This is a genomic window from Serratia sp. JSRIV004 (assembly GCF_019968705.1).
Classification (GTDB): domain Bacteria; phylum Pseudomonadota; class Gammaproteobacteria; order Enterobacterales; family Enterobacteriaceae; genus Chania; species Chania fonticola_B.
The window spans coordinates 5,457,598-5,481,631 of record NZ_CP074140.1 but is presented as its reverse complement, the minus strand read 5'-3'; the positions used below and the strand labels follow the sequence as shown (position 1 = coordinate 5,481,631).

The following is a 24,034-nucleotide window of genomic DNA, read 5'->3' as shown; positions in this document are numbered from 1 at the left end:
AGATGTGGATCACGATTTGCCGCTTTATGTCATAGGCTCCACTCGGGCACGGCGGTATAACCCGTAAGGTGTCAAACCTTTCAGGAGCCTGGGATGTCAGAAAGAGAGAAATTGCTGCGTGGTGAGGTATATAACAGCCGTGATGATGAGCTGATTGCCATGTACCATCGGGCGAGGAGCCTGACTAAACAGCTCGCAGCGTTGGACTCACCTCAGTCTGAAGAGAAACAGCGTCTGTTGCGTGAGTTGTTTGCAGCATGGGGTGATGACAGCTGGATTGAATTACCGTTCTGGTGCGACTATGGCCAGCATATCAGCATTGGCAGGAATTGCTTTATCAACGTCAATGCGGTGTTTCTTGACTGCAACACCATCACCATTGGTGATAACACGCTGATTGGCCCAAACGCGCAAATCTACACGCCAAGCCACCCGCTCAAGGCCAGCGAGCGGTTTACCGGCAATGCCGATTTTCCGTTCCATACCTCAGCCAAGCCGGTGGTGATTGGCAGTAACGTCTGGATTGGCGGCAACGTGGTGATCCTGCCTGGCGTCACCATTGGTGATGGCACTACCATCGGCGCAGGCAGCGTGGTGACCGAGGATATTCCGGCTAACGTGTTGGCGCTTGGGCAGCCGTGTCGCGTGATCCGACAATTGGAATAGGGCCGAGAGAAAACGTTACCGCTCTGAGATCCTAATCAGAATGAACGACGGTTTCCCCAAGACCGTCGATTGCCGTTATAATAGCCATTTGCGGCATCGGCACAACGCGCTGATTGTCGAGTCCCGGACTTATCAGGTAGCCAGTAACTCAGCATGACGAAAGATATTAATAATACCCAATACGCCGCCAATCGTTTTTCCATTGCCCCTATGCTGGACTGGACCGATCGCCATTGCCGTTACTTCCATCGCCTGCTGAGTAAGGAAACGCTGCTGTACACCGAAATGGTGACCACCGGCGCGATCATCCACGGTAAAGGTGACTACCTGGCATACAGCGAGGAAGAGCACCCCGTGGCTTTGCAGCTAGGGGGCAGCGATCCGGCAGCACTGGCGCACTGTGCCAAACTGGCGGAACAGCGTGGCTATGACGAGATCAACCTTAATGTCGGTTGCCCGTCGGATCGGGTACAAAACGGCATGTTTGGTGCTTGTCTGATGGGGCAGGCGACCTTGGTGGCCGACTGTATCAAGGCGATGCGCGACGTGGTGTCGATCCCGGTGACGGTAAAAACCCGTATTGGCATTGATGATCAGGACAGCTATGAGTTCCTGTGCGATTTTATCTCTACCGTTGCCGGGCGTGGGGAATGCGATATGTTCACCATTCATGCCCGTAAAGCCTGGCTTTCCGGCCTGAGCCCGAAAGAAAACCGTGAAGTCCCTCCGTTGGACTATCCGCGTGTTTATCAGTTGAAACGTGACTTCCCGGTGTTGACCATTGCGATCAACGGCGGCGTGAAAACGCTGGAAGAAGCCCAACAGCACCTGCAGCATCTGGACGGTGTGATGATGGGGCGCGAGGCGTACCAAAATCCTGGCATTCTGGCGCGGGTGGACAGCGAGATTTTCGGCCGCCAGAGCGAGGTGATGGACAGCGTGGCGATTATCGAATCGCTGTATCCGTACATCGAGCGCGAGCTAGCGAACGGAACCTATCTGGGTCACATCACTCGCCATATTCTTGGCCTGTTCCAGGGCATTCCTGGCGCGCGGCAGTGGCGCCGCCATCTGAGTGAAAATGCCCATAAGCCAGGGGCCGATGTGCGCACCGTCGAACAGGCTTTGGCATTGGTGCGCTCACCGCGCACTGAAATGGCATAATCGGCAAAAAATTTGACTAAAAGTTGGTTTTTTTGACCAATGGCGCCACCGGTTGTGGCGCTATTTTTATATAATTTCAATAAGTTATCATTGGCTTCAAGTTGGCACGTTTCTTGTAAAGAACAAGACAGACCTATTGTTTTGCCAAGGAGCAACCCATGTTAGAACTGTTCTTTCTGATTGGCTTTGTCGCCATGCTGCTGGTAACGGGTATTTCACTGCTGGGCGTGATGGCTGCGTTATTTGTGGCCGCGGCTTTTATGCTGCTGGGCGGGCTGTTTGCCATGGTGTTTAAACTGCTGCCGTGGCTGATCCTGGCGGTGGTTGGCGTGTGGATATACCGTTCTATGCAGAAACCACAGATACGGCGCTATTAATATTTTTTGCCGAAATATCAGTCAGTCACGCTGAAACTCACTAGGCAGATTGCTTGCCAGTGTGGCGGGGATCACAGCTTGATGTTTTAAATGCGAATGCGGCACATTAATCATATTTTTTACTTATCGAGGCTGCTAGGATGGCTCCGCAGCAGTGATGCTAATCATTTTCATCACCGCGAGAGCTGACAAGAGTGTTGCTTGAAGCAACCCCCATCTCTGGCGGACTCTGCTCTACCCCTACAAAGCGCTGTAAACTAGAAAGGGCCCCTTATGAGGCCCTTTCTTTTTGCTGCTACAGGACAGGGATCAGCAGGCTGGAACCGCTGGTCTGGCGGCTTTCCAGGATCTGGTGTGCCCGCTGGGCATCTGCCAACGCAAACTTTTGTGTTTCCTTCACGTCAACGTTGATCGCACCACTGCCTATCAGCGAAAACAGCTCGTTACTGGCAAACTGCAATTCCTGGCGGTTGGTGATGTAACCGTTGAGTGAAGGGCGGGTGACGTACAGCGAACCTTTCTGATTGAGTAACGACAGATCGACACCGGTAACCGGGCCAGAGGCATTACCAAAGCTCACCATCAGCCCGCGGCGCTTCAGGCTGTTCAAAGAGTCCTGCCAGGTACTTTGCCCTACGGAGTCATAGACCACGTTAACCTTTTCGCCGTTGGTCAGTTCAGCTACGCGCTGGGCAATGTTTTCCTGGCGATAATTGATGGTAGCCCAGGCTCCGGCACGCAAGGCAAGCTCTGCTTTTTCATCTGAACCCACGCTGCCGATCAGTTTGGCACCCAACGCTTTGGCCCACTGGCAGGCGATCAGTCCAACGCCCCCAGCGGCGGCATGGAACAGGAACACCTCTCCTGGCTTGATCTCATAGGTTTGTCGCAGCAGATAATGTACGGTCAACCCTTTGAGGAACGAGGCAGCACCCTGTTCGAAAGTGAGGTTATCCGGCAGGATAGCTACCTTTTCCAGCGGGACGTTGTGAACTTCGCTGTAGGCACCGAGTGCGGACTGGGCATAAACCACACGATCGCCCGGTTTGACCGCGCTGACACCTGCCCCGACCTTGATGACTACCCCAGCCGCTTCGGTACCTAACCCGCTAGGGAAGTTTGCCGGTGGGTACAGGCCGCTACGTACGTAGGTATCGATATAGTTGATACCGATCGCCTTGTTCTCGACCTGAACCTCCCCCGCAGCGGGATCGACAGGAGTAAAATCAACATACTGCAGCACTTCTGGGCCGCCGGTGGCGGAGAATTGGATGCGTTTTGACATGTCGCTACCTCGTTTAAATGGCTGTTTTCACCCTACGCTTATCAGCCCACACTATCTAGCTCGTTGCGCAGTGATTAATCCTTTTTTGCGCAGGGAATCATGACTGAAAATCACGTATACTCTTGCGTCAGCTACCCCCATTCGCAACTGAATAAAGAATAGGCTTCATGGCAGGCAAAAAACCAACCAACAAGACAAACACGTACGAACCCAGAGACCGCCAGATGGAAGGGCTGAAGATGCCGCCACATTCGCTGGAGGCGGAGCAGTCCGTGTTGGGCGGTTTGATGCTGGATAACGAACGCTGGGATAACGTGGCGGAGCGCGTGGTCGCCAACGACTTCTTCAGCCGTCCACACCGCCTGATCTTTACCGAAATGCAGCGTCTGCTGGAGATGAGCCGGCCCATCGACCTGATCACGCTGTCCGAATCGTTGGAACAGAGGGGCGATCTGGAAACGGTGGGCGGTTTTGCCTATCTGGCAGAATTATCGAAAAACACCCCAAGTGCGGCCAACATTGGTGCATATGCCGACATCGTACGTGAACGTGCGGTAGTTCGTGAAATGATCTCCGTCGCCAACGAAATCGCCGATGCGGGTTACGATCCGCAAGGGCGCAGTAGCGAAGATCTGCTCGATCTGGCGGAATCCCGGGTATTCCAGATCGCGGAAAACCGTGCCAGCAAAGATGAAGGCCCCAAAGGTATCGAACGTATTCTGGAAGATACCGTCGCCCGCATTGAACAGCTCTATCAGCAGCCGCACGACGGTGTTACCGGCGTAGACACCGGCTATCACGATCTCAACAAGAAAACCGCCGGTCTGCAAAAGTCTGACCTGATCATCGTCGCGGCCCGTCCGGCAATGGGTAAAACCACCTTCGCGATGAACCTGTGCGAACATGCCGCGATGACGCAGGATAAACCGGTGCTGATCTTCAGCCTGGAGATGCCCTGCAACCAGATTATGATGCGTATGCTGGCCTCGCTGTCGCGCGTGGATCAGACCCGTATCCGTACCGGCCAACTGGATGACGAGGATTGGGCGCGGATCTCGAGCACCATGGGGATCCTGCTGGAGAAGCGCAATATGTATATTGACGACTCCTCTGGCCTGACGCCTACCGAAGTGCGCTCCCGCGCGCGGCGTATTTTCCGTGAACATGACGGGATCAGCCTGATCATGATCGACTACCTGCAGTTGATGCGCGTGCCGTCACTCTCCGACAACCGTACCTTGGAGATTGCTGAAATTTCCCGCTCGCTCAAAGCGTTGGCGAAAGAGCTGCAGGTGCCGGTGGTGGCACTGTCGCAGTTGAACCGTAGCCTGGAACAGCGCGCCGATAAGCGCCCGGTTAACTCCGACCTGCGTGAATCTGGCTCCATCGAGCAGGATGCCGACCTGATTATGTTCATCTACCGTGATGAGGTTTATCACGAGAACAGCGATCTGAAAGGGATTGCCGAAATTATTCTGGGTAAGCAGCGTAACGGCCCGATTGGTACCGTACGCCTGACCTTTAACGGCCAGTGGTCACGCTTCGATAACTATGCGGGGCCACAATATGATGACGAATAATCAGCTAAGGAATTGAAATGAAAGCGGCAACTGCTGTTATCGACCGCCGCGCCCTGCGACACAACCTACAACAGATCCGTCGCCTGGCGCCGCAAAGCCGCCTGATTGCCGTGGTGAAAGCCAACGCCTATGGACATGGCCTGTTGGAAACGGCTCATACCTTGCAAGATGCCGACTGTTACGGCGTAGCGCGTATCGGCGAAGCATTGATGCTGCGTGCCGGTGGCATCGTTAAACCGATCCTGCTGCTGGAAGGTTTTTTCTGTGCTGAAGATTTGCCCGCGCTGGTGGCGAATAATATCGAAACCGCCGTTCACAGCATCGAACAGCTTGAAGCGCTGGAGCAGGTTGAACTGGCGCACCCGGTATCGGTATGGATGAAGCTCGATAGCGGTATGCATCGTCTGGGCGTGCGTCCGGAACAGGCAGAGGCGTTCTACCAGCGTTTGAGCTCCTGTCGCAACGTGGTTCAGCCTGTCAATATCATGAGCCACTTCAGCCGCGCCGACGAGCCCTTGGTGGATGCTACCGAAAAGCAAATCAGCTGCTTTGAGCATTTCGCCAACGATAAGCCGGGCCTGAAGTCGATCGCGGCTTCCGGTGGGATCTTGCTGTGGCCACAGGCTCATCGTGACTGGGTACGCCCGGGGATTATCCTGTATGGCGTATCCCCGTTGGAGAAGCCCTACGCCGATCATTTTGGGCTGCAACCAGCCATGACGCTGAAATCCAGCCTGATCGCGGTGCGTGAGCATCGAGCTGGTGAACCGGTGGGCTACGGCGGGCTATGGGTGAGTGAACGAGATACCCGCCTGGGCGTAGTGGCGATGGGCTATGGCGACGGTTATCCACGCAGTGCGCCTTCTGGCACGCCGATATGGCTGAACGGACGTGAAGTACCGATCGTCGGCCGCGTCTCCATGGATATGATTTCCGTCGATCTGGGGCCGGATGCCAGCGATAAGGTGGGTGACGAAGTGGTGCTGTGGGGTAATGAACTGCCGGTTGAACGGGTGGCTGCCTTTAGCGGCATTAGCGCTTATGAACTGATCACCAAGCTTACCCAGCGCGTCACGATGGAATATATAGGCGAGTAACTTCCCCAAGTCTCACACTACTGCGTAAGGGCGCCGCATTGAACTGAACCCCAAATGTTGGACAAACATCTGACATTTGGAGGTACAGTTCTGATGAAGTATTCACTTCAGTTCAAACTTGACGTTGTCCGGTACTATCTTGCCGGACTCGGCGGTCAAAAACAGACCGCTAAGAAGTTTTCTATTGCCCATGTCCAACTACGCAGATGGATTGCCGCTTATCAGCATCATGGGGAACAGGGGCTGCGGTTAGGACGCAAGCAACATTACACACCTGACTTCAGGCTCTCTGTTGTCGAATTCGCGCTTTCAAATCCGCTCTCTTTAGCGACAGTCGCCGCTAAATTCAATATTCCTTCTTACCTTACTGTGGAACGCTGGATTAAACTCTATCGGGAGAATGGGGCTGAAGCCCTCAACCTGAATAAGCGTAGTCGCCAAATGCGTCAGCATCCCAAAACCCCCCATGCCGATAAATCGCCTGATGAGTTGACCCCCGAAGAGATGCGGGAGGAAATCGAGTTTTTACGTGCGCAGAATGATTACATAAAAAAGTTGAGAGCCTTGATGCAACAGAAGGAAGCCCAGACTCGTCGAAAAGGGCAAAAATAATCAGAGCATTGAGGTCAGAACACCGTTTGGAGGTTTTGCTGTGGGCCGGAAAACTGCCGCGCAGTACGTATTACTATTGTTGTAAAAGCCATCAAGCACCGGATAAGTATGGTGAAACCAAGCAGCAAATAATGGCTGTTTTTAACGAGCATAAAGGCCGTTACGGCTATCGCCGGGTGACCAGTGTTCTTCGAAAGATGGGGGCTGTGCTAAATCATAAAACCGTGCAAAAACTGATGGTTGAGCTGCAATTGAAATCGCCCGTTCGCCGTAAAAAATACCGTTCGTACAAGGGACATGTCGGTAAAGTGGCCCCGAATACCTTGCAGCGCGATTTTACCGCTCTGGAGCCTAACCAAAAGTGGGTGACCGATATCACGGAGTTCCAGGTGGCGGATAAAAAGCTGTATTTATCGCCGGTACTCGACTTGTTTAACGGTGAAATCATTGCCTATGAGATGTCCCGTAAACCTGTGTTCAGTCTGGTAAAAACGATGCTGGATAAGGCGCTCAGTACGCTAAAAACGGAAGAAAAGCCGTTGCTGCACAGTGACCAAGGTTGGCACTATCAGATGGCGGCTTATCAGCATCAGTTGCAGGAAAATGGGATAGAACAGAGCATGTCTCGCAAGGGTAACTGCCTGGATAATGCGGTAATGGAAAACTTCTTTGGCCATCTGAAAGCTGAACTGTATTATTTACAACGCTTTGAGAGTGTGGAACAGCTGTCTGAAGAGATAGACATGTACATAGATTACTACAATAACCATCGTATCAAACAGAAGCTCAAAGGCCTGAGCCCTGTGGAGTACAGAACGCAGGCTTTGATGGTTGCTTAATTTTAAACCGTCCAACTTCTTGGGGTCAGTTCACATGTGCGCCCGCTTAACGTATTAGGTGAGGAGGAGCTTTACTTCTTCACTGCCAGCCACTGGCCGATAATCTTCTGATACTCCCCGCTGGCCTTGCTCAAGTGCAGCCACTGATCGACATACAGCTTCCAACTCATATCATCACGCGGCAACATATAGGCCTTCTCACCGTACTGCATCGGCTTATCCGGGTTCACCGCACACAGCTTGGGATAACGTTTCTGCTGGTACAGGGCTTCGGAGGTATCGGTGATCATCACGTCGGCCCTGCGATCCACCAACTGCTGGAAAATGCCCATATTATCGTGGGACAGCGTCAGGTTGGCCTTGGGCAGATGAGCACGGACAAAGGCTTCGTTAGTGCCACCGGCAGGCTCGATCAGCCGCACCGCAGGTTTGTTAATCTGCTCAATGGTGCGGTATTTTTTCACGTCGGTACAACGTACCAGCGGGATCTTGCCGTCGGTATCAAGCCGCTCGGCAAAAAACACCTGCTTCTGGCGTTCCAGCGTCACTGAGATCCCCCCCATGGCGATATCACATTTCCCGGCCACGAAGTCAGGCGTCAGGGTTTTCCAGGTGGTTTTTACCCATTTCACTTTGGCCCCCAGACTGTTGGCCAGCGACTCGGCCATAGCGATATCAATGCCTTCGTAGCTGCCATCCTCTTTCAGGAAGGTGTAGGGCTTGTAATCGCCGGTGGTACAGACCGTCAGCGTTTTTTGCTGCAATACCTTGTCCAGATTGGATTGTGCGTTGGCGCTCCCGGTGGCGACCAGCAAGGCGAGAGGCAATAGTTTTTTCATCAAATTTCCTTTTCATGTCGACAAATACATTTGTGGTTTTATGCGCGGTTTTGCCGTTAATTGTTGTTGGTTTGCGTAATTTGGCCGTTTTTTATGCCATTTCTGAGCAAGGAAGCTGGCTTTGCTGCTATGTCTCTCACAACCCGCCAGCACCGATGGTTGCAAGGCTAAAAAAGCTGCTAGTCTGTAGCGTCAACATTTATTAACACATTTTACAGGTGGCTATGTACAACATTGACGATTTTGATATGAAAATCCTGACGCTGTTACAGGCCAATGGCCGTCTGACCAATCAGGAACTGAGCGAACTGGTCGGGCTTTCGGCCTCGCAATGCTCGCGCCGCCGTATCAGCCTGGAGCAGGCCCAGTTGATCAAAGGGTATCACGCCAGGTTGGCACCGGAGGCGATGGGATTAGGACTGGTGGGGCTGATAGAGGTAAGCCTGCTGACCCATACCCAAGAGCAGATCGACAGTTTCCATCAGATGCTGGCAGAAGTGGACGCAATTGTTGACGTTTATAAAACTACCGGCGATGCCGACTACCTGCTGAAAGTGGCGGTAGCAGACCTACCAGCGTTAAGTGAGTTTATCAGCCAGACGCTTTCCCGCCATAAAAGCGTCGGGCATATCAAAACGGCGGTGGTGCTGGAACGGATCAAAGAAAACGGTTTGCTTCCGGTGACCAGATAAAGCTAAAACCCAACGCCGATTTGTGGCTATATTAGGGACTGTGCCCGAACAACCAAAATCAGGAGAACCAACCCGTGTTCCAGAATGTTGAAGCCTATGCAGGTGACCCGATCCTGTCGCTGATGGAAAAATTCAAAAAAGATCCCCGTGCGCACAAGGTGAACCTGAGTATTGGCCTTTACTACAATGAGCAAGGCATCATCCCACAGATGAAGGCCGTTGCCGCTGCTGAAGCCCAACTTAACAGCGTTGAACAGGGGGCCTCGGTCTACCTGCCGATGGAAGGCCTACAGCCTTACCGTAGCGCAATCCAGCAACTGTTATTTGGTGCTGAACACCCCATGCTGCAACAAGGGCGCATTGCCACCGTTCAAACCGTGGGCGGTTCTGGTGCGTTGAAAGTGGGGGCTGACTTCCTGAAAAGCTATTTCCCGGACTCTCAGGTTTGGGTCAGCGATCCGACTTGGGAAAACCACGTGGCCATCTTTGGTGGCGCCGGTTTCAAAGTGAATACTTACCCCTATTTCGACGGTGAAAAACTGGGGGTGAAATTTGATGCCATGCTGAGCACGCTGCAACAGCTGCCGGCCAAGAGCATTGCCCTGCTGCATCCTTGCTGTCATAACCCGACCGGTTCCGATCTCACCAATGCCCAGTGGGATCAGGTGGTTAAAGTGATAGCCGAACGTGAACTGATCCCGTTCCTCGACATCGCCTATCAAGGCTTTGGCGGCGGAATGGATCAGGATGCCTACGCCATTCGCGCCATTGCGGCTGCCGGTTTGCCGTGCCTGGTGAGCAACTCATTCTCGAAAATCTTCTCACTGTACGGTGAGCGCGTGGGTGGGCTTTCTGTGGTGTGTGAAAGCAGCGAAGCCGCCGAGCGTGTGCTGGGGCAGCTGAAAGCGACCGTGCGCCGTAACTACTCCAGCCCACCGAACTTCGGTGCTCAGGTGGTGGCAAAAGTGCTGAACGATGCGCAGTTGAAAGCGCAATGGTTGGCCGAAGTGGAGTCCATGCGCAACCGTATTCTGGAGATGCGTAAAGCGCTGGTCGAAACGCTCAAGGGCGCGTTGCCACAGCGTAACTTCGATTACCTGCTCGAGCAGCGCGGCATGTTCAGCTACACCGGCTTCAGCGCGGCTCAGGTTGACCGGCTGCGTGAAGAGTTCGGTGTCTATCTGATCCACAGCGGTCGTATGTGTGTGGCGGGCCTGAACCACAATAACGTTCGTCAAGTGGCCGAGGCCTTTGCCGCGGTGCAGTAACGACCTGAATGCATTGATTTTAGGGGCGATAGCGATATCGCCCCTTATTGTTTCTGCGTGTTGGCGGTTGCCGCCAACTGGATAAAGAATATACTGTCTGAGAGCGCTAAGACTTTTCGCAAGCGCCATCAAGCCTTGCTTTCAGCGACCAGGCGCGGTTCTCTATCTGACTGGCAGGGTATCTGGCTGGTAACAGCATACTCACAGTGGTTCGCGCCGCATTGTGTCTTTCGGGAAATAACCCAATGAATAACTCAGCACTGCTGGAATACTGCATGGCGAAACCTGGCGCACACCAAAGCGATCAAAACCAATGGCAGGCCAGCCAGATCAAGGTGGGTGATGTCATGTTCGCTATGGTGTGTGAAGTGCAGGGTCGCCCAGCGTTGGCGATCAAAAGCAGCCCGGAGCTGGCAGAAAGCCTACGTGAGCAGCATCCGGAAATCGTCCCCTGCGAACATTTGAATAAAGCCCATTGGAACGCGGTATTTCTGGACGGCAACTTGCCCAATTCGCAGTTTTATCATTTGATCGACAGCTCATATCGTTTGGTGCTGGAAGGGTTGCCCGATCAGGTGCGCCAAGAGCTGCGCATTTGAATTTATAGGTGGCCAGGCCTGTTGGCTCAAGAGTGGCGACAGGCCAGAGGACGACGCCCCCGATACCTATGGGGAAATTTTATTTTGTAGTCCAATATCGTTTACTGCGTTATTTAGTTCTGAGAAACAGGATTGGCAAGGTTTTTTTTGGTTTAATTCCACTAATTAGATTATTTTCTATTAATTGGAGCATATTTAAATTTTGATAAAAATAGGATGATAATTTATTTTAAATACACGGAGCTGTTAATTAAGAGAGTTCTCATTGGAATTTAAATTATGACTGTGTTATTAATGCGTCTATATCAATCTGCTTAAAGGCAAATAAGGATAAGGGATCCGTAGGGGAACCTACTAAAAGGAAATTTAATTATGAAACTGCATCATTCAATATTTCTCGTACTGCCACTGCTCGTTTATTCCTCATTATCATTGGCGGCGCCAAATTGTGCAATAAAAGAACAAAAACTGCGAGAGCAGCTCGAGTACGCGACGCGTTATGGCAATGTCCATCGTGTTGAGGGGCTGAATCGGGCCTTGGCCAATGTGCAGACCTACTGCCACGGTGGTTACAAAGGCCGTTATAATAGATACGATTATGCACCTGCCACTCAGCCGTTCGAATTCGATCGCCAGTATGAAATTGCCAAGAAGCAACGTAAGGTAGAGAAAAGAAAACAAGAGCTATATGAAGCACAGCTCAAAGGCAAACCGAGCAAAATTGCTAAGCGACAGAGAAAATTAGCTGAGGCCGAATTTGAACTGAAGCAGGTGGAGTCATGGGGAAGGTAGCCTTGCCGATATGAGTATATTTTAGCTGCAGATAAATAATGCTGAATTTGGGTGGTGAGAGTTATTTCACCACTGCGCGGCACTTACATATCCGTGTGATAGTTAAAACCCCAAATCCGCTCCTGCCATTCTAAGGTGGAAACTTATTGCTGTCCCTAGGTTGCGCCGTAATAACGGCCAACATGCCGAGCTTGGTGTTCGGCATGTTGGCCACGGTGTTATCTCTGCAACATCGGTTTCAGGAACCGCGCGGTATGAGACTCTTTACAGTTGGCCACGGTTTCCGGCGTGCCGGACACCAGGATCTCACCGCCGCCGCTGCCGCCTTCCGGCCCCAGATCGACGATCCAGTCCGCCGTCTTGATGACGTCCAGGTTGTGTTCAATCACCACGATGGTGTTGCCCTGATCGCGTAACTGATGCAGTACCGCCAGCAACTGCTGGATATCGGCGAAGTGTAGGCCGGTAGTAGGCTCATCGAGGATATACAGCGTCTGACCAGTACCCCGCTTCGACAGCTCACGCGCCAGTTTCACACGCTGCGCTTCACCACCGGAAAGGGTGGTGGCCGACTGCCCGAGACGGATATAGGAAAGCCCAACCTCCATCAACGTTTGCAGCTTACGCGCCAAGGCGGGCACGGCATCGAAGAAGTCACGGGCTTCCTCAATGGTCATTTCCAGCACTTCATGGATGTTTTTACCCTTGTACTTCACTTCCAACGTTTCGCGGTTATAGCGTTTGCCTTTGCACTGATCGCAAGGCACGTAGATATCCGGCAGGAAGTGCATCTCTACCTTGATCACGCCGTCGCCCTGGCAGGCTTCGCAGCGGCCGCCCTTGACGTTAAAGCTGAAACGGCCCGGCGTGTAGCCACGGGTACGGGATTCAGGTACTCCGGCAAACAGCTCGCGCACCGGGGTGAAGATCCCGGTATAGGTGGCCGGGTTAGAGCGTGGCGTACGGCCAATTGGGCTCTGATCGATATCGATCACCTTGTCGAAATGTTCCAGGCCGGTCACTTCGCGGTAAGGAGCCGCTTCGGCAATGGTTGCACCGTTGAGCTGGCGTTGGGCGATCGGGAACAGCGTATCGTTGATCAGCGTTGACTTGCCGGAACCGGAAACGCCGGTAATGCAGGTAAACAGCCCGACAGGCAGCGTAAGCGTCACGTCCTTCAGGTTGTTGCCGCGTGCGCCGCTGAGTTTCAGCACTTTGCTCGGATCCGCGGGTACGCGTTCGGCCGGAATGGCGATTGAGCGCTTGCCGCTAAGGAACTGGCCGGTCAGTGAATCCGGTTGGGCCATGATGTCATCGACGGTGCCTTCCGCTACCACCTGGCCGCCGTGAACACCGGCACCAGGGCCGATATCGATCACGTGGTCGGCTGCGCGGATCGCGTCTTCATCGTGTTCTACCACGATCACCGTGTTCCCCAGGTTACGCAGGTGGATCAGGGTTTCCAGCAAGCGTTCGTTATCGCGCTGGTGCAGGCCAATAGATGGCTCATCCAGCACGTACATCACGCCTACCAGACCAGCACCGATCTGGCTTGCCAGGCGAATACGCTGGGCTTCACCGCCGGACAGCGTTTCCGCAGAGCGTGACAGTGAAAGGTAGTTCAGCCCGACGTTAACCAGGAACTTCAGACGATCGCCGATCTCTTTCAACACCTTCTCGGCGATCTGGGCACGTTGACCGCTCAGCTTCATATTCTGGAAGAAGGTCATGGCATGGCCGATGCTGAGCTCGGAGATCTCCGGCAGCGTAGTATCTTCCACGAACACGTTACGGGCTTCTTCACGCAGGCGGGTGCCACGGCACGAGGCGCAAGGGCGGTTGCTGATAAATTTGGCCAGCTCTTCACGCACCGCGCTGGATTCGGTTTCTTTGTAGCGGCGCTCCATATTATGCAGCACGCCTTCAAACGGATGGCGGCGCACGGTGGTGTCACCGCGATCGTTGATGTATTTGAATTCGATCGACTCTTTGCCCGAACCGCTCAGTACCGCTTTCTGCACGTTGGCATCCAGGCTGCTGAACGGGGCTTCCACATCAAAGCTATAGTGCTCCGCCAGCGAGCGCAGCATCTGGAAATAATAGAAATTACGGCGGTCCCAACCGCGGATAGCGCCACCGGCCAGAGAAAGCTCGGGGTTCTGAACCACACGCTCAGGATCGAAGAACTGCTGCACGCCCAGTCCGTCACAAGTAGGGCAGGCGCCGGCCGGGTTGTTGAACGAGAACAGCCGGGGTTCCAGCTCGCGCATGCTGTAGCCGCAGATGGGGCAGGCAAAGTTGGCGGAGAACAGCAGTTCATCGGCCTTTTCGTCATCCATATCGGCGACGACGGCGGTACCGCCGGACAGTTCCAATGCGGTTTCAAACGATTCGGCCAAACGCTGTGCCAGATCGTCACGCACTTTGAAACGGTCCACCACTACTTCAATGGTGTGTTTCTTTTGCAGTTCCAGCTTTGGCGGATCGGAGAGATCGCACACTTCACCGTCGATACGCGCGCGGATATAGCCCTGGGTTGCCAGGTTTTCCAGCGTCTTGGTGTGTTCACCCTTACGATCTTTCACCACCGGTGCCAACAGCATCAGGCGTTTGCCTTCCGGCTGGTTGAGCACGTTATCCACCATCTGGCTGACGGTTTGTGCCGCCAGCGGAACGTGGTGATCCGGACAACGCGGTTCGCCGACGCGGGCAAACAGCAGGCGCAGGTAATCGTGGATCTCGGTGATGGTCCCGACCGTGGAGCGCGGGTTATGCGAGGTCGATTTCTGCTCGATGGAGATCGCCGGGGATAGACCTTCAATATGGTCGACGTCCGGTTTTTCCATCAGCGAAAGAAACTGGCGAGCGTAGGCAGAGAGCGACTCAACGTAGCGCCGCTGCCCCTCGGCATACAGGGTATCAAAAGCCAGTGAGGACTTGCCTGAACCTGATAAACCGGTGACGACGATCAGCTTGTCGCGCGGGATAATCAGGTTGATGTTTTTGAGATTGTGGGTTCGAGCACCACGAACTTCGATATTGTCCATTTACACTTCCCGTCTTGATGATACACCGCGCCTGTCTGCGTTCTTTTGTGGGCGATTATGTGATCTATTGCGCAAAAAAACGGCTCGGCCAGTACGAAACGCATAATTATGGCACAAAAAAACCTGAATGAATATCCAGTATACGAATGCAACAAGGTCGATCGCCGGGACATTTTTGGAAGGCACTTCGCAGGTATAATCTAAGCAGGTGGCATGCTACAATTTGTGGTTTAGACTATCCAAAATGTGGTCTGAATCCACTTAAATGACTCATCGGGAGATCGAACATGGCCAGCAGAGGCGTAAACAAAGTAATTTTGGTCGGGAATCTGGGTCAAGACCCTGAGGTCCGTTACATGCCTAATGGCGGCGCAGTTGCCAACATTACCCTGGCGACCTCCGAGAGCTGGCGTGACAAGGCTACTGGCGAGCAGAAAGAAAAAACGGAATGGCACCGCGTGGTGTTGTTCGGCAAGCTGGCAGAAGTGGCGGGTGAATACCTGCGTAAAGGTTCCCAGGTTTACATCGAGGGTGCATTGCAGACCCGTAAATGGACCGATCAGGCGGGCGTAGAAAAATACACCACCGAAATCGTGGTCAACGTGGGTGGCACCATGCAGATGTTGGGCGGCCGCCAAGGTGGTGGTGCTCCAGCAGGCGGCGGCGCTCCAGCGGGTGGCCAGCAGGGCGGTTGGGGTCAACCTCAGCAGCCACAGGGTGGCAACCAGTTCAGCGGTGGTCAACAGCAGCAGGCTCGCCCAGCGCAAAACAGCGCACCAGCGGCCAGCAACGAACCACCAATGGACTTTGACGACGATATTCCGTTCTGATTGTCCTCAGGTTCAAAACGAAAAGCCCCTTTTTGGGGCTTTTTTGCTTTAGAGGGCATTACGCTGAGAAGCCACCGTCAATCGCCAGGCTGGCACCGGTGATATATCCCGCCTCCGGCCCCGCCAGATAAGCCACAAAGCTGGCAATCTCTTCATCCTTACCATAACGGCCAACGGCCATCATCGGTTTCAACTGTTCGGCAAAATCGCCATCTGCCGGGTTCATATCGGTATCTACCGGGCCGGGCTGGACGTTATTGACGGTAATGCCGCGTGAACCCAGATCGCGAGCCATGCCCTTGGTTAAGCCGACCAGCGCCGACTTGCTCATGGCGTAGATCGCTCCACCGGCAAACGGCATACGCTCGGCGTTGGTGCTGCCGATATTGATAATGCGACCATTATCATTCATATGGCGGGCGGCCTCCTGGCTGGCAACAAATACGCTGCGGACGTTAACGGCCAGCGTGCGATCCAGATCTGCTAACGACAATTCCTCCAGGTTACCCATTGCCAGCACGCCCGCGTTATTCACCAGAATATCCAGCTTGCCGAAGCTGTTTACCGTCTGGCGTATAGCCTGTTGCAGAGCCTCTGCGTCGGCACTGTCTGCACGGATGGCAATGGCTTGACCGCCAGCCGCCGTAATGGCTTCAACCACCTCATCGGCTTTATCGGGGGAGGAAACGTAGGTGAATGCGACGGTAGCGCCTTCACGTGCCAGGCGTTTAACGATGGCGGCACCGATACCGCGTGAACCACCTTGGACAAAAGCTACTCGGCCAGACAGAAGTTGGGTTACCGACATGATATCTCTCCAAAAGTTGTAATGGTTATAAATAGCAACTGCAGTATCTGGGAAAACGCAGGCAGGGGATTGCCAAAATGGGCCATGTGCCGGTTGGCTGGCGGGGATGGGTTACATTATAGAGTAGTCTGGTTGTTCCGGTTTGTATTACCGGTTAAAACGCGAAAAGCCCCTTGCGGGGCTCATAATCTGACGATTAGTTAAAAATTTCTGCTGTGCCGTAAAGCTTGTTCTGGCCACCGGCGGAAACGATACGGTAAGAGTTGGCACCGGATGCGGCCGCTTTGCTTGCCAGTTCGGCTTCCAGAGCGCTCAGGTTGCTGGCACCGCTTACGGAAACCACACCGATTTTCTGTGAGTCGGCAGTTGGCTGGCTGGTGACCTGGTCAGCGGCAATGCTGGCGAAAGAAGCGGAAGTTAACAGTACAGCGGTAGCAAAAATTTTGATGCTTTTCATAATTCAATCCTCAGGGGTTTTGTTAGGTGAGAGGCCGTTGTCTCTCGATGTGTTGAATGATAGGCCACTTGGCGGTAATGGAAAATCGGAGAGTTTTGAGTATCTACATCAAATAAATTGAATTATACGTAGGGTTGGCGATAGTTGAAATCACAACTACCTTTTAACCTGGGCGTCAAGGGAGCGAATGTGATGACAACGAATCAGTTTATTGGCAGTTGGCCACTATCGGATTGATGAAGATAAACAGTGCGTCATTCATCGGGTCGAGGGGGGTTCGTTCCCCAACTGGCTGGGTAGCCAGCAGATCCGCTTCTACAGTTTCACTGGCGAGACACTCACATTACGCACCGTGCCGTTGCAACTGGACAACAGCGTGCAAATTGGCGAATTGGTGTGGCAACGGCTCCAGGCCGCTGAGGGAGAAAAATCATGATTATCGTGCATCATCTGAACAACTCGCGTTCGCAGCGCATTTTATGGTTTCTGGAGGAGCTCGGTGTTCCCTATCAGGTTCTGCGTTATCAACGTGATAAAACCACCATGCTGGCACCGCCCGAATTGAAAAAGATCCACCCGTTGGGCAAATCGCCGGTAGTGGTAGACGGCGATCTGACACTGGCCGAGTCGGGCGCCATTATTGAATACCTGCAGGAAGCCTATGACGCACAAGGGTTATTCACGCCCACGGATTTTCACGCTCGCCAGGAGTATCGCTATTGGCTGCACTATGCAGAAGGGTCGTTGATGCCGCTGCTGGTAATGAAACTGGTGTTTAGCCGTTTAGGACACCCGCCGATCCCATGGGTGATACGCCCGATTGCCGGGGCGATCGGTAAAGGGGTACAGAAAGAGTATCTGGATAAGCAGATTGTCACGCATCGCGATTATCTGGAGCAACACCTGAATAAAAGCACCTGGTTTGTAGGCAATGAATTCAGCGCTGCGGATATCCAGATGAGTTTCCCGGTGGAGGCGCTAGCTGGGCGAGGCGGGCTGGATGGTTGCCCGAAACTGCAAGACTATCTGCAACGCATTCACGCGCGTCCTGCGTATCAGCGGGCTCTGGAACAGGGTGGGCCGTTTAGCGTGCTGGGGTGAAGGCTTGAACTATACTCGATAGGGTCACTTTCATAGGAGGTAGCCCATGGCTACGCAAATTTTTGTTAACCTGCCCGTCAGCAATTTGCCCGCTTCTATCGAGTTCTTCCGCCAACTGGGGTTTATCTTCAACCCGCAGTTTACCGATGACACTGCCGCCTGCATGGTCGTGAGTGAGAGTATTTACGTGATGTTGCTGACTCACGAGAAATTCCAACTGTTTACCCCCAATCCCGTCAGCGATGCCAACAAAGCGACGGAAGTGCTGATTTGCCTGTCGCAACCCAGCCGTGCTGCGGTAGACGCGTTGGTACGCAAAGCCATTGCCGCCGGTGGCAATACCTATAATCAGCCACAGGATTACGGCACTATGTATGGCCATGGCTTCCAGGATTTGGACGGTCATATCTGGGAGTTGATGTACATGGATGAGCAGGCGATGCAATCGCAATAATCTTTTCCGCCCCAAGCTGTCGGGGCGATCTCTCCTCTTCAAGTCGTAATGTGATAAACCTCACATCTTCAACAATGAGCGATCCCAATACGTTTTCGCATAAATTGTCGCGATCTTTAGTTGATCAGACGGCATAGAAGGCTAGATAATCGTTTGCCTTGAAAATCCCACCCGGTAGCGTTTGGGATTTTTGGGGATAAGACCATCATAAATCACCCGCTGCATGCGATGAGAGTTAAACGTTTGCCTTTTACACGGCGTCTGTTGCCGCGTTCCTGAAGGGTAAGGAAGCGAACGTGACGGAAACGGTTTCGTAATGACCATGCATCAGTGGGATAACAAGCCACTTCATCCAGGCTGGCAGCAATGAAAAACAGGGGACAGCAACATGTCGAATTCTCAAGCAAATAACGCCGTGACACCCAAAGGCGGGCTTGATGCGTACTTTAAACTTACAGCACGGGGTACCAACGTGCGTCAGGAAGTGGTGGCAGGGCTAACCACCTTCCTGGCGATGGTCTACTCGGTGATCGTGGTTCCCAGCATGCTGGGTAAAGCCGGTTTCCCACCGACTGCGGTATTCGTTGCCACCTGCCTGGTTGCCGGTTTGGGGTCGTTGCTGATGGGCTTGTGGGCCAACCTGCCGATGGCGATTGGTTGTGCCATTTCACTGACGGCGTTCACCGCCTTTAGCCTGGTGCTGGGTCAGCAGATCAGCATTCCCGTGGCGCTGGGCGCGGTATTCCTGATGGGGATCCTGTTTACCATCATCTCGATTACCGGTATCCGCTCCTGGATCCTGCGTAACCTGCCAATGGGAGTGGCGCACGGCACCGGTATTGGTATCGGCCTGTTCCTGCTGTTGATCGCGGCTAACGGTGTCGGCCTGGTGGTGAAAAATCCGCTGGATGGTTTGCCTGTAGCGCTGGGAGCATTTACCTCGTTTCCGGTGGTGATGACGTTAATCGGCTTGGCGGTTATCTTCGGCCTGGAAAAACTGCGTGTACCTGGCGGCATCTTGCTGGTCATTATTGCCATTTCGGTTATCGGCCTGATTTTCGACCCGGCGGTGAAATACCAAGGGTTGTTCGCCATGCCTAGCCTGGCGGGGCCGGATGGCAAATCGCTGATCTTCAGCCTGGATATCATGGGGGCGTTACAACCGGTGGTGTTGCCAAGCGTGTTGGCATTGGTAATGACTGCGGTGTTTGACGCCACTGGCACCATCCGTGCGGTCGCCGGGCAGGCCAATCTGCTGGATAAAGATGGCCAGATCATTAACGGTGGCAAAGCGCTGACCTCTGATTCCCTGAGCAGCATTTTCTCCGGGCTGGTTGGGGCTGCACCTGCCGCGGTTTATATCGAATCTGCCGCAGGTACGGCGGCGGGCGGTAAAACCGGCCTGACGGCCACCGTGGTTGGGCTGTTATTCCTGCTGATCCTGTTCCTGTCGCCGCTGTCCTATCTGGTGCCAGTGTACGCCACCGCTCCTGCGCTGATGTACGTTGGCCTGCTGATGTTGAGCAACGTCACCAAGCTGGATTTCGACGACTTTGTCGACGCCATGGCCGGTTTGCTGTGCGCGGTGTTTATCGTGCTGACCTGTAACATTGTGACGGGCATCATGCTGGGCTTCAGCTCGCTGGTGATTGGCCGCGTGTTCTCTGGTGAATGGCGTAGGCTGAATATCGGTACCGTGTTAATCGCGGTGGCGCTGGTGGCATTCTATGCGGGTGGTTGGGCAATTTAAGCCTTTCTTCTACGGGGCCATCCTCCGGCCCCGTCGTTCATTTCCTTAAGACTATTCTTCCCCTTTTCTGCGACGTGTTTTGAAAGGCACAACAAGCTTTATAACTGAGAAAAAAAGTGATCTACTATTCGGACACTGTTACCCGCGCGCTTTGGTGATCTGAACTTAAGAGTCTAAGGAAAGCATGGAAATATTTTTTACAATCCTCATTTTGATCCTGGTGGTCTCCCTGTCTGGGGTGGTAACACGCATGTTGCCGTTCCAGATCCCGTTACCCTTGATGCAAATTGCCATTGGGGCCTTGCTGGCCTGGCCGCATTTCGGGTTGCACGTTGATTTTGACCCCGAACTGTTTTTAGTGCTGTTTATTCCACCGTTGCTGTTTGCCGACGGATGGAAAACGCCTACCCGTGAATTCTTGCACCACGGGCGTGAAATCCTGGGGTTGGCCCTGGTGTTGGTGTTGATCACCGTTGTCGGCGTGGGTTATCTCATTTACCTGATGGTACCAGGGATCCCGCTGGTCGCCGCGTTTGCGCTGGCGGCAGTATTGTCTCCTACCGATGCCGTGGCTCTGGGCGGTATCGTCGGTAAAGGGCGTATCCCAAGAAGTATCATGAGTGTGCTGGAAGGTGAGGCGTTGATGAATGACGCTTCTGGCCTGGTATCGTTAAAATTTGCCATCGCGGTGGCAATGGGGACCATGGTGTTTACCGTCGGTGGCGCCACTATGGAGTTCCTGAAGGTGGCAATCGGTGGCCTGCTGGCCGGTGTGGCGGTGACGTGGACCTACAGTAAATCGCTGCGCGTGATGAGCCGTTGGAGCGGAGACGATCCGGCCACGCAGATTGTGCTGCTGTTGCTGTTACCCTTTGCCTCCTATTTGATTGCCGAACATATCGGCGTGTCCGGCATCCTGGCTGCCGTCGCGGCGGGGATGACCATCAGCCAGTCTGGCGTGATCCGTAACGCACCGCTGGCCATGCGTTTGCGCGCTAACAGCGTCTGGGCGATGCTGGAGTTCGTGTTCAACGGCATGGTGTTCATCATGTTGGGGCTGCAACTGCCGGGGATCTTGGAAACCTCGATTGTGCAGGCTGAACTGGATCCGACTATCGAGACCTGGTATCTGTTCACCGACGTGGCGATTATCTACGCCGCGCTGCTGGTGCTGCGTTTCAGCTGGCTGTGGGTAATGAAAAAGGCCAGTAATCGCTTTATGAAAAAGCGCCCTCTACAGTTTGGCGATTACAGCATACGTGAGCTGTGGGTTGCTTCTTTCGCTGGCGTGCGTGGGGCGATTACGCTGGCTGGTGTGCTCTCTATCCCGCTGTTACTTAGCGATGGCACCGCCTTCCCGGCGCGCTATCAGCTGGTGTTTATCGCCGCCGGGGTGATCTTGCTGTCACTGATCGTTGGCGTACTGGCGTTGCCGTTATTGCTGCGCGGGGTGCATGTCGCAGACAAGAGTGCCAGCAAGACCGAAGAGCGCATGGCGATTGCCATGGCTGCCGAGGTGGCGATTGAGAGCATCAACAAGATGGAAGAGCGGCTGGTGGCCGACACCGAGGAAAACCTCGATCCGCAGGTGCTCAAAGAGGTCAGTTCCAGGGTGACCGGAATGTTGCGGCGGCGTATTGCCAGTAAAGACGATATCGAAAATGCGCTGGCGTTGGAAAATCTCGAGCGGCGTTTCCGTTTGACCGCCTTGCGGGCGGAGCGTGGTGAGCTTTATCATCTACGCGCTACGCAAAAAATCAGCAACGAGACGCTGCAAAAACTGCTGCACGATCTCGATCTGCTGGAAGCCTTACTGGTTGAGCGAGAAGGCTAACCACATCTTTACGGGGGCCGCTATGCGGCCCCTATCTTATTCAGCCAAGGCTTCGGCATCTCGATCCCCTTGCGCTTTACTCTCCTTGCTTTGGATCAGCTTCAACGCCAGATACAGATCGGGAACCAGGATCAGTTTATTCTCCTTGCTGCCGGAGCGATCCAGGCGAAACCAGCGTGTCAGCTCGGTACGGCGGCCTGCGAGCACCAGGCCGATCCCCCGTAGTTGCAAATCCCGCTTCAATTCCTCGATAGCGGCTAACACGCTAATATCCGCATGGGTGAAGCTGGCCACCGCGTCAATAACCACCCAACGTGGATGGCCCGGAGCCCCATTTACCAGAGTGGTGATCCGCCGCTTGAAGTAGGCAACGTTAAAATAGGTCAACGGCGAATTAAAGCGGTACATAATGACGCCATCGACAGGCTGGACGCCGTTGCTCTTACCCAGCGAATGGATCATACCGTCTGCATTGACCCCCAGTAGCTGTTCGGTTGGCCGGAAAACCGTCTGTAGAAACTGCAACAGACCCAGCAGCACCGCCAGCCCAATGCCGGGAATGATCCCTACCAGCAGCACGCTCAAGAAAGTAAACAGCGCCAGATAGAACGCGGGGCGGTTGCGTTTGCGCAACCGGAAAATGCTGCGCATATCCAGCAGTGACCAAGAGGCGTAAATCAGCACCACGCCGAGCACCGGGATGGGGATAAACTGCAGCGGCTCGCTAAAAAATGCCACTACCAAAGCGATCGCCAGCGCGGCAATCACCGAGACCAACTGACTTTTTCCGCCGTTGGCATCATTAACGGCGGTACGAGAGTTGGCACCGCTGATGGCAAACCCCTGCGAAAGCCCGGAGACGATATTCACCAGCCCCAGTGCGCGAAACTCGCTGTCGGCGTCAACCTCGTAGCCATTCTTTGCCGCAAAGCTCCTGGTGGTCAGCATCATGCTGACAAAGCTGACTACGGCAAGGTTGAGCGCCGGGATCACCAGATCGCGCAGCAGCCCGGGTTTAAAATCAGGCCATGACACCATGGGCAAACCGCCACCGGTATAGCCCCCAACCGTTTCAATGCCAAAATGCGGCAAATTAGCCGCCCAGGTCAACGCCGTTGTCAGCACTACGGCGAACAGCGGTGCAGGCCAGTTAGGCCGGGTGTAGTGGACGCCAAGCAGGATCAGCAGCGTCAGCAGTGACATAAGCACCGTGGGCCAATGGCTGTTGAGTAAGTTAACCGGCAGTGCGTAAATACGTTCAATCAGCTCGCTGGAGGACGAGGCAAACCCGAATATCTTGCTGATCTGATTGACGATAATCGTAAGCGCCACGCCGTTGAGCAATCCATTGAGGATCGGGCGTGACAGCAGGTCTGCAATGGCTCCCAGCTTGAAGCGGCTGGCAATCAGGCACCAGGTTCCCATCATCAGGGTCATTACGATGGTCAATTGCCAGTGCAGCTCGGTATGGCCAGCCGCTAGAGGAGTGACTACTGCGGCGATGACCGCGCAGGTGGCTGCATCAGGCCCGACGATCAGCTGACGCGATGAGCCAAAAATGGCGTAGGCGATCATCGGTAGAATACAGGAGTAAAGCCCGACGATGGCGCTCACGCCAGCCAGCTCGGCGTAGGCAATCGCCACCGGTAATGCCACTGCTGCCACCGAGAGGCCAGCGCGGATATCAGGTTTCAACCAGCTACGATCGTAAGCGAGCAGGTTCATCAGGCCAGGCGCGATACTCTGGAGGGATTTCCGCTGCATATCATTTCCATCCGGCTGAATAAAGGGGCATGCTGTCTCTTTCGTTGGCCGGAAGAGTAAATCAGCGGTTTTTTTGTGATTTTGGGTGAGCATTAGCCGAAGTATAGCAGGGGATTATGACGTGAATTTGCTACCGTTATGCAATGAGAGGGACTTTACGGGCCACAGATTGATCACGC

At 53.9% G+C, this 24,034-nt stretch carries 22 protein-coding genes; 16 read left to right on the top strand and 6 right to left on the bottom strand.

Annotation, left to right across the window (positions count from 1 at the left end; translation table 11 throughout):
* Positions 1–93 precede the first annotated feature (93 nt).
* The 3 genes from KGP21_RS26045 to pspG all read left to right on the top strand — a co-directional run bounded on the left by KGP21_RS26045 (position 94) and on the right by pspG (position 2,207).
* A complete protein-coding gene (locus KGP21_RS26045; RefSeq protein WP_059199028.1) occupies positions 94–666 on the top strand; it encodes a sugar O-acetyltransferase in 573 nt (190 codons plus the stop codon).
* Positions 667–819: 153 nt separating this feature from the next.
* A complete protein-coding gene (gene dusA / locus KGP21_RS26040; protein ID WP_223536535.1) occupies positions 820–1,830 on the top strand; it encodes a tRNA dihydrouridine(20/20a) synthase DusA in 1,011 nt (336 codons plus the stop codon).
* A gap of 158 nt (positions 1,831–1,988) precedes the next feature.
* Complete coding sequence (gene pspG / locus KGP21_RS26035; RefSeq protein WP_021180810.1) at positions 1,989–2,207, top strand: envelope stress response protein PspG; 219 nt, start codon at positions 1,989–1,991, stop codon at positions 2,205–2,207.
* A gap of 295 nt (positions 2,208–2,502) precedes the next feature.
* Here pspG and KGP21_RS26030 read toward each other — a convergent pair whose 3' ends face one another.
* Positions 2,503–3,492 carry a quinone oxidoreductase gene (locus KGP21_RS26030; protein ID WP_223536533.1) on the bottom strand — a complete coding sequence of 330 codons (990 nt, stop codon included), beginning with the start codon at positions 3,490–3,492 and terminating at the stop codon, positions 2,503–2,505.
* A gap of 167 nt (positions 3,493–3,659) precedes the next feature.
* On the opposite strand from KGP21_RS26030, the gene dnaB reads away from it, so the two are divergent.
* The 3 genes from dnaB to KGP21_RS26015 all read left to right on the top strand — a co-directional run bounded on the left by dnaB (position 3,660) and on the right by KGP21_RS26015 (position 7,620).
* On the top strand, positions 3,660–5,072 hold the full coding sequence (gene dnaB, locus KGP21_RS26025) for a replicative DNA helicase (RefSeq protein ID WP_024483977.1): 1,413 nt from the start codon (positions 3,660–3,662) through the stop codon (positions 5,070–5,072).
* Positions 5,073–5,089: 17 nt separating this feature from the next.
* Positions 5,090–6,169: an alanine racemase gene (gene alr, locus KGP21_RS26020; RefSeq protein WP_059199025.1), complete on the top strand. Its 1,080-nt coding sequence runs from the start codon at positions 5,090–5,092 to the stop codon at positions 6,167–6,169.
* A gap of 90 nt (positions 6,170–6,259) precedes the next feature.
* Positions 6,260–7,620 (top strand): IS3 family transposase gene (locus KGP21_RS26015; protein WP_371824863.1). Its coding sequence is split into 2 segments (ribosomal slippage): positions 6,260–6,775 and positions 6,778–7,620, totalling 1,359 coding nucleotides; the frame shifts between segments, so codons are not numbered across the junction.
* A gap of 71 nt (positions 7,621–7,691) precedes the next feature.
* On the opposite strand, the gene KGP21_RS26010 is transcribed toward KGP21_RS26015, so the two are convergent.
* Positions 7,692–8,459, bottom strand: a complete 768-nt coding sequence (locus tag KGP21_RS26010; RefSeq protein WP_223536530.1) for a transporter substrate-binding domain-containing protein — start codon at positions 8,457–8,459, stop codon at positions 7,692–7,694.
* Positions 8,460–8,683: 224 nt separating this feature from the next.
* Here KGP21_RS26010 and KGP21_RS26005 point away from each other — a divergent pair, with 224 nt between their 5' ends.
* The 4 genes from KGP21_RS26005 (at position 8,684) to KGP21_RS25990 (ending at position 11,810) form a co-directional block, all read left to right on the top strand.
* On the top strand, positions 8,684–9,151 hold the full coding sequence (locus KGP21_RS26005) for an Lrp/AsnC family transcriptional regulator (RefSeq protein ID WP_115159942.1): 468 nt from the start codon (positions 8,684–8,686) through the stop codon (positions 9,149–9,151).
* Between the two features lie 74 nt (positions 9,152–9,225).
* Positions 9,226–10,419, top strand: a complete 1,194-nt coding sequence (locus KGP21_RS26000) for an amino acid aminotransferase (protein WP_179249245.1) — start codon at positions 9,226–9,228, stop codon at positions 10,417–10,419.
* A 245-nt stretch (positions 10,420–10,664) separates the two neighbouring features.
* On the top strand, positions 10,665–11,018 hold the full coding sequence (locus tag KGP21_RS25995; RefSeq protein ID WP_021180803.1) for an MmcQ/YjbR family DNA-binding protein: 354 nt from the start codon (positions 10,665–10,667) through the stop codon (positions 11,016–11,018).
* Between the two features lie 372 nt (positions 11,019–11,390).
* Positions 11,391–11,810, top strand: coding sequence for a DUF1090 domain-containing protein (locus KGP21_RS25990; RefSeq protein WP_059199022.1), 420 nt, complete (start codon positions 11,391–11,393; stop codon positions 11,808–11,810).
* Positions 11,811–12,028: 218 nt separating this feature from the next.
* Here the strand turns inward: KGP21_RS25990 and uvrA are convergent, their stop codons facing one another.
* Positions 12,029–14,857 carry an excinuclease ABC subunit UvrA gene (gene uvrA, locus KGP21_RS25985; protein ID WP_141133084.1) on the bottom strand — a complete coding sequence of 943 codons (2,829 nt, stop codon included), beginning with the start codon at positions 14,855–14,857 and terminating at the stop codon, positions 12,029–12,031.
* A gap of 287 nt (positions 14,858–15,144) precedes the next feature.
* Between uvrA and ssb1 the strand changes: the two genes are divergently transcribed.
* Positions 15,145–15,687, top strand: coding sequence for a single-stranded DNA-binding protein SSB1 (gene ssb1, locus KGP21_RS25980; RefSeq protein ID WP_024483970.1), 543 nt, complete (start codon positions 15,145–15,147; stop codon positions 15,685–15,687).
* Between the two features lie 58 nt (positions 15,688–15,745).
* Here ssb1 and KGP21_RS25975 read toward each other — a convergent pair whose 3' ends face one another.
* Entirely contained in the window at positions 15,746–16,495 is a 750-nt protein-coding gene (locus KGP21_RS25975) for a 3-oxoacyl-ACP reductase family protein (RefSeq protein WP_059199020.1), read from the bottom strand.
* 196 nt (positions 16,496–16,691) lie between these two features.
* On the bottom strand, positions 16,692–16,952 hold the full coding sequence (locus tag KGP21_RS25970; RefSeq protein WP_021180798.1) for a YdgH/BhsA/McbA-like domain containing protein: 261 nt from the start codon (positions 16,950–16,952) through the stop codon (positions 16,692–16,694).
* A 211-nt stretch (positions 16,953–17,163) separates the two neighbouring features.
* Here KGP21_RS25970 and KGP21_RS25965 point away from each other — a divergent pair, with 211 nt between their 5' ends.
* The 5 genes from KGP21_RS25965 (at position 17,164) to KGP21_RS25945 (ending at position 22,091) form a co-directional block, all read left to right on the top strand.
* Positions 17,164–17,388, top strand: a complete 225-nt coding sequence (locus KGP21_RS25965; protein ID WP_218832963.1) for a lipocalin-like domain-containing protein — start codon at positions 17,164–17,166, stop codon at positions 17,386–17,388.
* A complete protein-coding gene (locus KGP21_RS25960; protein ID WP_094982835.1) occupies positions 17,385–18,053 on the top strand; it encodes a glutathione S-transferase family protein in 669 nt (222 codons plus the stop codon). Before KGP21_RS25965 ends, KGP21_RS25960 begins: the two co-directional genes overlap by 4 nt.
* A 46-nt stretch (positions 18,054–18,099) precedes the next feature.
* Complete coding sequence (locus KGP21_RS25955) at positions 18,100–18,507, top strand: VOC family protein (RefSeq protein ID WP_021180795.1); 408 nt, start codon at positions 18,100–18,102, stop codon at positions 18,505–18,507.
* Positions 18,508–18,895: 388 nt separating this feature from the next.
* Complete coding sequence (locus KGP21_RS25950; RefSeq protein WP_039995975.1) at positions 18,896–20,257, top strand: NCS2 family permease; 1,362 nt, start codon at positions 18,896–18,898, stop codon at positions 20,255–20,257.
* 184 nt (positions 20,258–20,441) lie between these two features.
* On the top strand, positions 20,442–22,091 hold the full coding sequence (locus tag KGP21_RS25945) for a Na+/H+ antiporter (protein WP_021180793.1): 1,650 nt from the start codon (positions 20,442–20,444) through the stop codon (positions 22,089–22,091).
* Positions 22,092–22,127: 36 nt separating this feature from the next.
* On the opposite strand, the gene KGP21_RS25940 is transcribed toward KGP21_RS25945, so the two are convergent.
* On the bottom strand, positions 22,128–23,855 hold the full coding sequence (locus KGP21_RS25940) for a SulP family inorganic anion transporter (protein WP_223498546.1): 1,728 nt from the start codon (positions 23,853–23,855) through the stop codon (positions 22,128–22,130).
* Positions 23,856–24,034: the final 179 nt, after the last annotated feature.

Excerpts from the sequence above, each read along its gene's own strand:
- KGP21_RS26045 (WP_059199028.1), top strand. The coding sequence starts at position 94 with ATGTCAGAAAGAGAGAAATTGCTGCGTGGTGAGGTATATAACAGCCGT.
- dusA (WP_223536535.1), top strand. The coding sequence starts at position 820 with ATGACGAAAGATATTAATAATACCCAATACGCCGCCAATCGTTTTTCC.
- pspG (WP_021180810.1), top strand. The coding sequence starts at position 1,989 with ATGTTAGAACTGTTCTTTCTGATTGGCTTTGTCGCCATGCTGCTGGTA.
- KGP21_RS26030 (WP_223536533.1), bottom strand. The coding sequence starts at position 3,492 with ATGTCAAAACGCATCCAATTCTCCGCCACCGGCGGCCCAGAAGTGCTG.
- dnaB (WP_024483977.1), top strand. The coding sequence starts at position 3,660 with ATGGCAGGCAAAAAACCAACCAACAAGACAAACACGTACGAACCCAGA.
- alr (WP_059199025.1), top strand. The coding sequence starts at position 5,090 with ATGAAAGCGGCAACTGCTGTTATCGACCGCCGCGCCCTGCGACACAAC.
- KGP21_RS26010 (WP_223536530.1), bottom strand. The coding sequence starts at position 8,459 with ATGAAAAAACTATTGCCTCTCGCCTTGCTGGTCGCCACCGGGAGCGCC.
- KGP21_RS26005 (WP_115159942.1), top strand. The coding sequence starts at position 8,684 with ATGTACAACATTGACGATTTTGATATGAAAATCCTGACGCTGTTACAG.
- KGP21_RS25995 (WP_021180803.1), top strand. The coding sequence starts at position 10,665 with ATGAATAACTCAGCACTGCTGGAATACTGCATGGCGAAACCTGGCGCA.
- KGP21_RS25990 (WP_059199022.1), top strand. The coding sequence starts at position 11,391 with ATGAAACTGCATCATTCAATATTTCTCGTACTGCCACTGCTCGTTTAT.
- uvrA (WP_141133084.1), bottom strand. The coding sequence starts at position 14,857 with ATGGACAATATCGAAGTTCGTGGTGCTCGAACCCACAATCTCAAAAAC.
- ssb1 (WP_024483970.1), top strand. The coding sequence starts at position 15,145 with ATGGCCAGCAGAGGCGTAAACAAAGTAATTTTGGTCGGGAATCTGGGT.
- KGP21_RS25975 (WP_059199020.1), bottom strand. The coding sequence starts at position 16,495 with ATGTCGGTAACCCAACTTCTGTCTGGCCGAGTAGCTTTTGTCCAAGGT.
- KGP21_RS25970 (WP_021180798.1), bottom strand. The coding sequence starts at position 16,952 with ATGAAAAGCATCAAAATTTTTGCTACCGCTGTACTGTTAACTTCCGCT.
- KGP21_RS25960 (WP_094982835.1), top strand. The coding sequence starts at position 17,385 with ATGATTATCGTGCATCATCTGAACAACTCGCGTTCGCAGCGCATTTTA.
- KGP21_RS25955 (WP_021180795.1), top strand. The coding sequence starts at position 18,100 with ATGGCTACGCAAATTTTTGTTAACCTGCCCGTCAGCAATTTGCCCGCT.
- KGP21_RS25950 (WP_039995975.1), top strand. The coding sequence starts at position 18,896 with ATGTCGAATTCTCAAGCAAATAACGCCGTGACACCCAAAGGCGGGCTT.
- KGP21_RS25945 (WP_021180793.1), top strand. The coding sequence starts at position 20,442 with ATGGAAATATTTTTTACAATCCTCATTTTGATCCTGGTGGTCTCCCTG.
- KGP21_RS25940 (WP_223498546.1), bottom strand. The coding sequence starts at position 23,855 with ATGCAGCGGAAATCCCTCCAGAGTATCGCGCCTGGCCTGATGAACCTG.